The organism is uncultured Mucilaginibacter sp. (assembly GCF_903913935.1).
Taxonomy (GTDB): domain Bacteria; phylum Bacteroidota; class Bacteroidia; order Sphingobacteriales; family Sphingobacteriaceae; genus Mucilaginibacter.
Window position 1 is genome coordinate 1 of sequence record NZ_CAIWNH010000580.1, and the last position, 12,087, is coordinate 12,087.

Consider the following 12,087-nt stretch of genomic DNA (forward strand, 5'->3'; position numbering starts at 1 on the left):
GTAAGACAAATACAGGGTAATATTTACCTTACGTTAACAAAAAAATGGCCCCAAAAGCTCAGAGTTCTATTTCATTAAATTACTTTTGATCTTTCGGACTTCCGGTCCCTGCCCGCCGGCAGGCAGGTTTTGGACATTCGGACTAAAAACATGAAAGACCTCGCTTATTTAAATAAATTCTTTTACAAATATATCTGGCGGTTAATACCCGGCGTTTTATTCGTCATTATTTCCAATATTTTCGGGGTATTGCCGGCACAGGTTATCCGGATAGCATTTGACCTGGTGACCGAAAATATCAGTACCTACCAACTATTTTCAGGTTTTCACAGGCAGGACATGATCTACCAGATCTTTGGTTCGAGTTTGTTGTTATTCGGTATATTGGTTTTGGTGCTGGCTTTATTGCGCGGCCTGTTTTTGTTTTTTATGCGGCAAACCATAATTGTGATGTCGCGCCATATTGAGTACGATCTTAAAAACGAGATCTATCACCATTACCAGGAATTATCGCTTGCATTTTACCGCCGCCATAATACCGGCGACCTGATGAACCGTGTAACCGAAGACGTGAGCCGGGTGCGCATGTACCTTGGCCCTGGCATCATGTACACCATCAACACTGTGGTGCTTTTTATAATGGTCATCTATGCCATGCTTACCGTTAACGTAAGGCTTGCTGTGTTTTCGGTTTTACCATTGCCCATCCTGGCGGTGCTGATCTATTATGTAAATAACATCATCCACTACCGGAGCGAGAAAATACAGGAGCGGTTATCGGGCTTGTCCAGCTTTGTGCAGGAAAACTTTTCGGGGATCAGGATCATAAAGTCTTATGTAAGGGAATCTTTTGTGCGCAAAAGCTTTGCTGCCGAGAGTGAAAACTATAAAACTCACTCCATGGAACTGGTAAAAGTACAGGCCCTGTTTTACCCGCTTATGCTGATGCTGGTTGGCTTAAGCAATATTATCACGGTTTACATTGGGGGCATCGAGGTGATGAAAGGTAATATAACCTCAGGTAACATTGCCGAGTTTATCGTTTACCTTAACCTGCTTACCTTCCCGGTAATATCATTAGGCTGGGTTACCTCGCTTATCCAGCGGGCCGCGGCATCGCAAAAAAGGATCAACGAGTTTTTGCAGGAAAAATCCGAGATCATCTCCCCTAACGTCGCAAAACAAAACATTAAGGGCAAAATAGAATTCAGCAATGTTTCGTTTACTTACCCTGATACCGGTATTAGAGCGTTAAAAAACCTTTCGTTTACAGTAAATCCGGGCGAAATGGTGGCCATTATCGGTCGTACCGGTTCAGGCAAATCAACCATTGCCAATTTGATCCTGCGGATGTATGATTGCACCGGCGGCGATGTATTTATTGATGGCCACCCCATAGCGTCACTTAACCTGGAAGGTTACCGCTCGCAAATTGGTGTTGTGCCCCAGGATGTATTTCTTTTTTCGGATACTATTGCCAACAACATCGCCTTTAGTGCTGATGTACTGGAGATGCCACGCGTTGAACAGGCTGCCAGGGACGCAGCGGTTTACGCCAATATTATGGAACTTGAAAAAGGATTTGAAACGCTGATAGGCGAACGCGGTATAACGCTTTCGGGCGGTCAGAAACAGCGTGTATCCATCGCGAGGGCGATTGTAAAACAGCCTGAGATCCTTATTTTTGACGATTGCCTTTCGGCGGTGGATACCCGTACCGAAGAAGAGATTCTGAACAACCTTGGCCGCAACATGCTGGGCAAAACAAGCATTATTATCGCGCACCGTATATCAACCATAAAAAATGCGGATAAAATATTGGTGATGGATAAAGGTGAAATTATTGAACAGGGGCACCATCAATATTTAATGGACAAAAAAGGCATTTATTTTGAATTATACGAAAAGCAATTGCTTGAGGAAGAGGAAAACGTATAAAAAACTATTCGAAACAAAAATAAAAGGCTTAAAACGCTCAATAATATTCGATTTGATACTTGTACTTTGAAAATTTATTTATATTTATGCCAACCAAAAACTAGTTAGAGCAATTTTATATGGGAGAATTTGACAACAGAGAGCGTGAAGAGGTTTTTTCAAAGAAGGTGAGAGCCGGGAAGAGAACTTATTTTTTTGACGTAAAGGCCACCAGATCAAACGATTATTACGTTACTATTACTGAAAGTAAAAAGCGTTTGGAAGATGGCGTTTTTATTAAACACAAGATTTTTTTATACAAGGAAGATTTTGAAAAGTTTGCGGAAGGCTTAATGGGCACCATTGATTACATCAAAGCAAACCAGGACGTAGTTGAAAAACGCTACGAGTTTAACGAATCACCAGAAGTTGCGAATACAGCTACAACTACCGATGATGATTTTTCTTTTGAGATATGAACCAAACAATCTAAACTAATTACTAAACGAAGAGAAGCCTGCCCAAAGCAGGCTTTTTTGTTTAAAGGCATGTCCTGGCACAATCAGCTTTAACTTTTCAATTCGCAGGCCATTTTTTATTTTATCTTTGCGGCAAATTTGAGAATGGTTAATTGGGTTGAATAGGTTGATTAAGTTATTATATTTAATTGACTATTCTTCTAACTTAATCAACCACTCACTAATCAACTTAATCAACCAATATGGGTTTACAATGTGGTATAGTAGGTTTGCCGAATGTGGGTAAATCAACACTTTTTAATTGCTTATCGAACGCCAAAGCACAGGCGGCGAATTTTCCGTTTTGTACTATCGAGCCAAACGTAGGAGTGATCACCGTTCCGGATGAACGGCTCAACAAACTGGTTGAAATAGTAAAACCCAAAAACACAGTTCCGAATGTAATTGAAATTGTTGATATAGCGGGGTTGGTAAAAGGCGCCAGCAAAGGTGAAGGCCTGGGCAACCAGTTTTTAGCCAATATCCGCTCAACCAATGCTATTATACATGTGCTGCGTTGTTTTGATAATGACAACGTGATCCATGTTGACGGATCAGTCGACCCTATCCGCGACAAAGAGATCATTGATACAGAATTACAACTGAAAGACCTTGACTCGATAGAGAAAAAGATCCAGAAGGTAGAGAAAATGGCCAAAACGGGCGGTGATAAAGAAGCGAAAAAGACCTTTGATGTTTTAACCGTCTACAAAAACCATATGCTTGCAGGTAAATCTGCCCGTACTGCCCCGGTAGCCGAGGAAGATAAAGAATATATTGCCGATATATGGCTGCTTACCGCAAAGCCCGTAATGTATGTTTGTAATGTTGATGAAGCTTCGGTCAACACAGGCAATGCCTATGTTGACAGGGTTAAAGCTGCCGTAAAGGAAGAAAATGCAGAAGTGCTGATCATCTCGGCACAAATTGAATCGGAAATTGCACAAATGGATACCTACGAGGAACGCCAGATGTTTTTGGAGGACCTTGGTCTTTCAGAATCAGGCGTAAACAAACTCATCAAAGCTGCTTATAAACTGCTTAACCTAGCCACTTATTTTACTGCCGGTGTGCAGGAAGTAAGGGCATGGACCATTACACAGGGATTTACCGCACCACAAGCCGCGGGTGTTATCCATACCGATTTTGAAAAAGGTTTCATCCGCGCCGAAGTGATCAAATACGAAGACTTTGTAAAATACAATGGATCGGATGCGGCCATCAAAGAAGCCGGTAAACTAGGCGTAGAAGGAAAAACCTATATCGTGCAGGATGGAGACATCATGCATTTCAGGTTTAACGTTTAGGGAAAGAGTCAAGAAACAAGAGCCAGGATTTAAGATTTATACAGGTTAGTCTTGACTCTTGGTTCTTGATTCCTGGATCTATCTCAACTTCCGAATTCAAATCCCGGGAGTCCCTTGTATCCAATATTTTTTATGACGAACAGGGAGCCTGCTAAAGGCTGCTCTGCCAGTTGATCATTGGTTAAGCCTGTTCGGGCCGATGTGATGTACAGGTCCTCCAAATCGTCGCCGCCAAACGCACAGGAGGTTATCCTGGCAGCGGGGAGCCGGATACTCATTAGTTTTTTTTCTGTATCCGGGTCCCAGCGGGTTATTTGCCATCCGTCCCAATGCGCTATCCATAGCATTCCGTCGCTGTCAATCGTCATGCCATCCGGCGAGCCATCTTCCTCCGGAATGTTGATGACAACCCTTTTGTTGTCTAATTCTGCGGTATTTTTATCATAATCGTAAGCCGCTACTGTAAATGTTGGCGTATCGATATAGTAAAATATTTTGTGATCAGCGCGCCAGGCCATGCCGTTTGAGATGGATACATTGCTAATCTTTTTTGTTACTGAGTGATCGGTACCGAATACATAAAAACTGCCTTTCTCCGGTTCATCGGTATGCGACATGGTTCCCGCCCAAAACCTGCCGTCGGGGCCGCACTTGCCATCGTTAAACCGGTTGCCGGGAATATGGCTCTCAGGGTTTGCCAGCATGTTTACATCACCGGTTTCCCGGTTTACAAACCCAAACCCGTTTTTCAATGCAGCTAAAAAATTACCGTCACGGCAAATTACTGCCGCGCCAATCATTTGATTTACAGGAATGATTTTATGTTTTTCCGATTCGGGCGAATATTCGTGAATTTCACCGTTTAAAATATCAATCCAGCAGATGACGCCGCGTTTTGAATCCCAAACCGAGCCCTCGCCCAACATACACTGATGCGGAAGTACGATTTCTGCTTTCATATCCAATCGAGTTAAGCTGCAATAATAAAACTGAAACAGGCCTAATCGATAAAGGCCTGCCTATATCTGGTTAAGCATTTTTTGCGTCGCCTTGATAGCTGAAACAGTTTGATCGCTATCTAACCCCCTTGTTTTAAATTCATGACCCTTATAGTCCCAGGTAATGATCGTTTCGCACAAAGCATCGGATTTACCTCCCGGCGGGATGCGTACGGCATAATCCGTCAAAACAGGCAATTCCCTTTCCTTTTTACAGTAGATCATTTTCAAAGCATTCATAAATGCATCATACTGCCCATCACCCTGTGCGTGCTCTTCGAATATTTCCCCTTCGATACTAATTTTAAGAGTAACTGAAGGCCGCAGATCTTTTGAATGTGTTAAAACATAGTTTTGAACAATGATCTTTTCCTCGATGGCACTGCTGTCCAATATGTCGGAGATGATATAAGGCAGGTCCGATTGTGTAACTACTTCCTTTTTATCGCCCAGGTCAATGATCCTGTCAGTTACCTTTTTAAGGTCTTCCTGCGATAAAATAATCCCCAACTGTTGCAGGTTATTTTCAATATTCGCCTTGCCGCTGGTTTTGCCCAAAGCATACTTACGCTCGCGCCCGAAGCGCTCGGGCATCAGTTTGTTAAAATATAAGTTATTCTTTTTGTCGCCATCGGCATGGATGCCTGCAGTTTGGGTAAAAACATTCTCCCCTACTACCGGTTTGTTTACCGGCACACGGAAACCGGAGAATGTTTCAACGAGCTTGCTAACCTTATAAAGTTCTTTTTCGTCTACGTTGGTTTTAACCTCTTTTACATAGTCGTTTATTACGGCTATAGCGCTTGCGAGTGGTGCATTACCTGCCCGTTCGCCCATACCATTGATGGTTAAATGGAGGCCTTTTACACCAGCGTATATGGCTTCTAAAACGTTGGCTATACTCAGGTCATAATCATTATGCGCATGAAAATCAAAATGGATCCCGGGATAACGCTGGATGATCGGCCTTAAATAATCCCGTGTTTCCGACGGGATCAAAATACCTAAAGTATCAGGCAGCAAAATTCTTTTTACGGGTTGGGTTGATAAAAAATCAAGGTATTCGTACACATATTCCTGCGAACTGCGCATACCATTGCTCCAGTCTTCCAGGTAAACATTTACCGCGATATCTTTATCAACTGCATAGGCTATAGACTCTGCAACATCCTTAAAATGCTGTTCAGGTGTTTTTTTTAATTGATAGGTTAAATGGTTTAATGAGCCTTTTGTAAGCAGGTTCATTACCTTCGCGCCAGTCTCGATCATCCAATCGATCGAAGTCTTCCCATCGGTAAAGGTAAGCACCTCAATTTTATCAATAAAACCGTTGGCCCTGGCCCAATCGGTAATTCCTTTTACCGCTTTAAATTCCCCTTTGGAAACCCTTGCAGAAGCCACCTCGATACGGTCGACTTTAACTTCGGTCAATAAAAGCTGCGCTATGGTTAATTTTTCGGAAGAGGAAAATGATACACCGCTGGTTTGTTCACCATCGCGCAGGGTGGTATCCATTATTTCAATAAAAGGCTGCATTTGCGTCAAAAAAAATGAGATCCGTGTTTATAATTCTAATAGAAACTTTTTCCAGAAAAAGCTGCTATTTCGCTCTTCATCGCCTGCAGATAATCAATATCATCAAAACCATTCAGCATATTATGCTTTTTGTAGCCGTTAATTGCAAAAGACTCTTTATCATCTGTACCCCCGATAGCTATTGTTTGTGCAGGCAGATCAATTTCCAATTCTGTTTTAGGATCAGCCAGTACAGCGGTAAATATCTTGTCCAGAAATTCGGGGCTCACCTGCACCGGAAGGATCCCGATATTAAGGGAATTGTTTTTAAAAATGTCCGCAAAAAAACTTGACACCACACAACGGAAGCCATAATCATATATGGCCCATGCCGCATGTTCGCGACTGCTGCCACTACCAAAATTTTTTCCACCTACCAGTATTTTGCCTGAATAGGTGCCGTCATTTAAAATAAAATCTTTTTTAGGTGTATTATCAGGATTGTAGCGCCAATCCCTGAATAAATTATCGCCAAAATCTTTACGCTCTGTAGCTTTCAGAAAACGGGCCGGAATGATCTGGTCGGTATCCACATTCTCAATCGGCAAAGGCACCGCAGTACTTCTCAATACTGTAAACTTATCGTAAGCCATTTTTAATACTATGCTTTGTAAACTATGATCTTCAATTCTTATAAAAACTCTCTTGGGTCGGTTACCACACCGGTAACAGCAGCTGCCGCAGCCACATACGGGCTTGCCAGCAAAGTTCTGCTTCCGGGGCCCTGGCGGCCTTCAAAGTTACGGTTACTGGTACTTACCGCATATTTACCCGCAGGTACCTTGTCATCATTCATTGCCAGGCAAGCTGAACAGCCGGGCTGACGTAATTGAAACCCTGCTTCAGTAAGAATATCAAGGATTCCTTCTTCTTTGATCTGACTTTCCACAATATGCGATCCGGGAACCAGCCAGGCAGTAATGTTATCGGCTTTCTTTCTCCCTTTAACAATAGATGAAAACGCCCTGAAATCCTCAATGCGTCCGTTGGTGCAGCTTCCGAGGAATACGTAATCCACCTTTTTGCCAATGATCTGCTCGCCCTCGGCAAAGCCCATATAAGCCAAGGATTTTTTATAGGAAGATTCACCTTCGTTTAAGTCCGCAGCAGTCGGGATATTCTTTGTTATGGCAGTACCCAAACCCGGGTTAGTTCCGTAGGTGATCTGGGGCTCAATTTCAGCGGCATGATAATGCAGTTCTTTATCAAAGGTTGCATCAGCATCTGTTTTCAATGTTTTCCAGTAAGCCAAAGCAGTTTCCCATGCAGCGCCTTTAGGCGCCTTTTCTTTGCCGTTAAGATATGCAAAAGTAGTATCATCCGGGGCGATCATGCCGCCGCGTGCACCCATTTCGATAGAAAGGTTACAAACGGTCATTCTGCCCTCCATGCTCATTTGTTCGAAAACTTCGCCGGCATATTCAACAAAATAGCCTGTTGCGCCGCTGGCGGTGATCTGCGAAATGATAAATAAGGCGACATCTTTGGGTGTGACACCTTTACCAAGCTTTCCATCGATCAAAATCCGCATCTTTTTAGGCTTGGGCTGCATGATACACTGCGAAGAAAGTACCATTTCCACTTCAGAGGTACCGATCCCGAACGCTATGGCACCAAAAGCACCATGCGTTGAAGTATGAGAATCGCCGCAAACGATGGTCATGCCTGGTTGAGTAATACCGTTTTCGGGACCAACAACGTGTACAATACCGTTTTTAGGGTTGTTAAGCCCCCAGTGTGATATACCGTATTTGGCCGAATTATCTTCCAGCGCTTTTAACTGGTTAGCCGAAAGCGGATCCTGTACAGGTAAATGCTGGTTAATGGTTGGCGTATTATGGTCGGCAGTCGCAAAAGTTTTTTCGGGGAATAATACAGGCACTCCCCTGTTTTTTAAACCCAGGAATGCCACCGGGCTTGTTACTTCGTGAATAAAATGCCTGTCGATGTAAAAAACATCCGGTCCATCTTCAATTTTTTTGACTACGTGCGCATCCCATACTTTATCAAACAGGGTCGTCGGAGTGGTACTCATCTTTATATATTTTAATTTAATCGTAATAGAATCAAACGGGGGTGCAAGTTGGAAAAAACATTGCTAACTCAATAGTTTTTTTTCATATTTATTATTGATTATTAAAAATTTAGCTTAAAACGGCAGAATTAAGACTAAAAACCAATGTGGACTACCTAAACATTTAAGACCCCCCCCCGGAGACTCGTCTCCATTTTGGCGTTATGCCGTTGCATCTAAATTATTTTTATTCAAAAAATAAGGGGAACTTAATTGTAATTCAATCATTCAACATTATTATTGGTAAGTAATACGTTACTTTCCAATAATAATTATACAAAAAATCAACATTTTTCAATTTTAATAGACAAATTAAAAAACCCGCCTTTATTGAATTTTTCCCTCAAGAAATAAAATGGCAAATAGCAAAGGTTTGTCTTTTTTATGAATGCTTTGCCATTGCGATCAATGCCTGATCAAATTCTGCTCCAGTTCCTCCAGTGTCTGGCCCTTTGTTTCTTTTACTTTGAATTTTATAAAGAAAAAACCAGCAAGGCAGATGGCTGCATATAAATAGAAAGGCCCATAGGTGCCCAAACATTCGGCCAGAATAGGAAAAGTAAACACAAGAATAAAATAGGCAACCCAAAGGCTGACGATGGCCACTGACGACGCTTTGCCCCGAATATTATTGGGGAAAATTTCAGAAATGATCACCCAGGTTACCGGCGCCAGCGAAGTTGCATACAAGCCAATTGCCAGCAATACAAAAACCGAGATAACAAAAACGCCTGCCTGCTCCATCAGTAAAAAAGCCAGAACAACATAAACTGCTGACAACCCCAGCGAACCGATCAGCATTAACGGTCGCCGCCCCAATTTATCTACCTGCCACATCGCCAGTAATGTAAATAGCGTATTGACTATGCCAATGGCTACAGTCTCCAGCAATTGCTTATCAAGGTTGGCCCCGATGGATTTGAAAATTGTAGAGGTGTAATTAAAGACCACATTGATACCGCAGAACTGTTGAAAAACGGCCAATGTAATGCCCACCACGATGGCAGGCCGCACAGATTTGGCGAAAACAGCCCTAAAAGAACCTGTTTCAACCTGTTTTACAGTTTTTCCGATCTCCAATAATGATTGTCTTACAAATTCAGGTGACCCGATCTTTGCAAGGATGGCCGTGGCCTTTTGGGTATGCCCTGCTTTTAACAACCAACGCGGGCTTTCGGGCAGGAACAAAACACCCAATAAAAAAAGGGACGATGGTATAAACCCAAGGCCAAACATCCAACGCCAGGTAGCAGTACCGTTACCTGCAAGCATATAATTTACCAAGTTAGTGATTAAGATCCCGAGCACAATTGTTAATTGATTGATGGCTACATTTCGTCCGCGAACATTAGCTGGCGAAACTTCGGCAATATAAAGCGGACTTAGCATTGAGGCCATTCCTACCCCTATCCCTGCTGAAAAGCGCATGATTAAAAACTCCGGCAAATGTGGAGAAAACGCCATCCCTAAAGAGGAAACCGCAAAAATTGCTGCCGAAATGATCAACCCTGGCTTTCGTCCATAACGATCTGCTGTATTACCAGCCAATAAACACCCAGCGATGCAGCCTAACGCCAATGTCCCGGTCAAAAAACCCTCCCATACCGGTGACAAATGAAAGGCTATCCGTAAAAAGGGAAGTGCACCGGCTATCACGGCAAAATCAAACCCAAAAAGGTATCCGCCAAGGGCCGAAACAAAGGAAATGCCCAAAATGTATGGTGTATTAAATTTAATACCTGTTGCCAGGGGGCTATTATTCATATTGGCTGAAGTTTATAATTACAGGACTTAAATCTACATAAGAATTCTTGTTTGCAAAATTCGCTTTCATTTTGCTCTCCCGGAAAAAAGGAAATAACAATATTTATTCTTTCAATACTAAAAAGATGTTTTCGAAACGAAGAAAGCAGTACACCCTCTTAAAACATTTAAAATATTTTTTGCATTACTTGTTTTTCATAAACAATAAGTGTTATTTTAACAATTATTATAAAACCTATAAGGATATTGTCAACAGACAAACCCTTTACCTGTAAAAACGGTTGAAGAAGCTTTATATAAAGGCATGGTTCCGGAATCAGTTGCCGTGTGCCTTTTTTGCCGAACGAAAAAGTCTCGCGACAGAAACATTAAAAGCAACATTTAAAAACATTTAAAGAAATAAGGACCAGGTTTCTAATTATTAACCATAAATAAACATAACGCTGTAAAAATGAAATTCAGATCTTTTTTGCTATTTTTCTGCATGGTGGGTGCAAATAGTTATGCACAAAAAGCAAACCCGGCGACAACTCCTCCAATGGGATGGAACAGCTATAACTGCTTCGGCTCGGCAGTGCATGAAAATGAAGTTAAAGCAAATGCCTGTTATATGGCCAAATATTTGAAGCCTTACGGCTGGCAATACGTTGTGGTCGATTTTTTATGGTCGTATGATAACCCGCCGGGCAGTAATATTGGTAATCCCTATCAAAAAAACTTACAGGATGGCTCGTTTATTCCCTGGTTAACCATGGACAAATGGGGACGTCTTTTACCTCAAACTGACAAATTCCCGTCAGCATTTGGCGGCCATGGGTTTAAACCTTTAGCTGCGTATGTTCATCAACTTGGGTTAAAATTCGGGATACATGTAATGCGGGGGATTCCTCGCCAGGCAGTTTGGGCAAAATCGCCTGTTTTAGGAACCAACGGCATTACCGCGGATATGATAGCTGATACCAGCTCAAAATGCGACTGGTTAAATCACATGTATGGTATAAATATGGACAACGCCGGGGCGCAGGCCTATCTTAACTCGCTGCTTAAACTTTATGCGTCCTGGGGTGTTGATTTTATTAAGGTTGATGATATAGCGCGGCCCTACCACAAAAAAGAAATAGAAGGGTACCGGAAAGCGATCTGGCAATGCGGAAGGCCGATCGTTTTAAGCATTTCGCCGGGGGAAACGCCGGTAAGTGAGGCTGAACATGTGACTAAAAACGCCAATATGTGGCGCATGGCCGATGACTTTTGGGATAATTGGAAGGAAATACTGCATATGTTTGATTATGCAAAACGCTGGGAAGGAATTGGAGGCAAGGGGCACTGGCCTGATTGTGATATGCTGCAAATTGGCAAACTATCAAAACGCGGGCCGGTAAGTAATGAGCGTTACAGCAGGTTTACTGATGACGAACTTTATACCCATATGACTTTCTGGTGTATTTTCCGTTCGCCGCTGATGATCGGGGGGAATTTGCCGGAGAACCGGCAGATCGAGCGGAAATTATTTACCAATCCTGAAGTGCTGGGTGTTGACCAGCAAGGTGTCGATCCAAAGCAATTGTATAAAAAAGAGGGTAGCATGGTTTGGTATTCCCATGTACCGAAAAGCCGGGATATTTATGTTGCATTATTTAACACTGGTGACACCGCGCAAGATGTGATAATCGACTTTGCATCAATCGGGCTTAAGGGAAACATCAAAGTACGGAACCTTTGGGGAAAACAAAATGAAGGCGCCTTCGAAAATACCTATACCAAAACTATTAATAGGCATGGGGCTGCGTTATTACGGGTTACTCCCCCTGCAGGTTAGCGGTGTCAAGATGCAAAAACCTCCGATTTTTTTGAGCCCTGGCAAACAGCGGTAAACTCCCTATTACCAGGAGAATAAAAAAACCCTTATACCGTTTTACCCGGTTAAAAAAGGA

9 protein-coding genes are annotated in these 12,087 nt (G+C 42.5%); 4 read left to right on the forward strand and 5 right to left on the reverse strand.

Annotated elements, in window-relative coordinates; genetic code table 11:
- Nucleotides 1-150: 150 nt before the first annotated feature.
- From QZY09_RS23530 to ychF, 3 genes are all read left to right on the forward strand, one after another.
- Nucleotides 151-1,938 (forward strand): ABC transporter ATP-binding protein, encoded by a 1,788-nt coding sequence (locus QZY09_RS23530; protein WP_295676838.1) that lies wholly within the window; start codon nucleotides 151-153, stop codon nucleotides 1,936-1,938.
- Nucleotides 1,939-2,057: 119 nt separating this feature from the next.
- A complete protein-coding gene (locus QZY09_RS23535) occupies nucleotides 2,058-2,396 on the forward strand; it encodes a DUF3276 family protein (RefSeq protein WP_295676840.1) in 339 nt (112 codons plus the stop codon).
- A gap of 242 nt (nucleotides 2,397-2,638) precedes the next feature.
- Nucleotides 2,639-3,742 (forward strand): redox-regulated ATPase YchF, encoded by a 1,104-nt coding sequence (ychF, locus tag QZY09_RS23540; RefSeq protein WP_295676842.1) that lies wholly within the window; start codon nucleotides 2,639-2,641, stop codon nucleotides 3,740-3,742.
- Nucleotides 3,743-3,825: 83 nt separating this feature from the next.
- Here ychF and QZY09_RS23545 read toward each other — a convergent pair whose 3' ends face one another.
- The 5 genes from QZY09_RS23545 to QZY09_RS23565 all read right to left on the reverse strand — a co-directional run bounded on the left by QZY09_RS23545 (nucleotide 3,826) and on the right by QZY09_RS23565 (nucleotide 10,153).
- A complete protein-coding gene (locus QZY09_RS23545) occupies nucleotides 3,826-4,701 on the reverse strand; it encodes an SMP-30/gluconolactonase/LRE family protein (protein WP_295676845.1) in 876 nt (291 codons plus the stop codon).
- 60 nt (nucleotides 4,702-4,761) lie between these two features.
- Complete coding sequence (locus QZY09_RS23550) at nucleotides 4,762-6,276, reverse strand: alpha-isopropylmalate synthase regulatory domain-containing protein (RefSeq protein ID WP_295676847.1); 1,515 nt, start codon at nucleotides 6,274-6,276, stop codon at nucleotides 4,762-4,764.
- Between the two features lie 35 nt (nucleotides 6,277-6,311).
- Nucleotides 6,312-6,908, reverse strand: coding sequence for a 3-isopropylmalate dehydratase small subunit (gene leuD / locus QZY09_RS23555; protein WP_295676849.1), 597 nt, complete (start codon nucleotides 6,906-6,908; stop codon nucleotides 6,312-6,314).
- 38 nt (nucleotides 6,909-6,946) lie between these two features.
- Complete coding sequence (gene leuC, locus QZY09_RS23560) at nucleotides 6,947-8,350, reverse strand: 3-isopropylmalate dehydratase large subunit (protein ID WP_295676852.1); 1,404 nt, start codon at nucleotides 8,348-8,350, stop codon at nucleotides 6,947-6,949.
- Between the two features lie 444 nt (nucleotides 8,351-8,794).
- Nucleotides 8,795-10,153: a sugar porter family MFS transporter gene (locus QZY09_RS23565; RefSeq protein ID WP_295676854.1), complete on the reverse strand. Its 1,359-nt coding sequence runs from the start codon at nucleotides 10,151-10,153 to the stop codon at nucleotides 8,795-8,797.
- A gap of 451 nt (nucleotides 10,154-10,604) precedes the next feature.
- Here QZY09_RS23565 and QZY09_RS23570 point away from each other — a divergent pair, with 451 nt between their 5' ends.
- Entirely contained in the window at nucleotides 10,605-11,972 is a 1,368-nt protein-coding gene (locus QZY09_RS23570) for a glycoside hydrolase family 27 protein (RefSeq protein WP_295676855.1), read from the forward strand.
- Nucleotides 11,973-12,087: the final 115 nt, after the last annotated feature.

Coding starts and splice junctions, on each gene's coding strand:
- leuC (WP_295676852.1), bottom strand. CDS start 8,350: ATGAGTACCACTCCGACGACCCTGTTTGATAAAGTATGGGATGCGCAC.
- leuD (WP_295676849.1), bottom strand. CDS start 6,908: ATGGCTTACGATAAGTTTACAGTATTGAGAAGTACTGCGGTGCCTTTG.
- QZY09_RS23545 (WP_295676845.1), bottom strand. CDS start 4,701: ATGAAAGCAGAAATCGTACTTCCGCATCAGTGTATGTTGGGCGAGGGC.
- QZY09_RS23530 (WP_295676838.1), top strand. CDS start 151: ATGAAAGACCTCGCTTATTTAAATAAATTCTTTTACAAATATATCTGG.
- ychF (WP_295676842.1), top strand. CDS start 2,639: ATGGGTTTACAATGTGGTATAGTAGGTTTGCCGAATGTGGGTAAATCA.
- QZY09_RS23565 (WP_295676854.1), bottom strand. CDS start 10,153: ATGAATAATAGCCCCCTGGCAACAGGTATTAAATTTAATACACCATAC.
- QZY09_RS23535 (WP_295676840.1), top strand. CDS start 2,058: ATGGGAGAATTTGACAACAGAGAGCGTGAAGAGGTTTTTTCAAAGAAG.
- QZY09_RS23550 (WP_295676847.1), bottom strand. CDS start 6,276: ATGCAGCCTTTTATTGAAATAATGGATACCACCCTGCGCGATGGTGAA.
- QZY09_RS23570 (WP_295676855.1), top strand. CDS start 10,605: ATGAAATTCAGATCTTTTTTGCTATTTTTCTGCATGGTGGGTGCAAAT.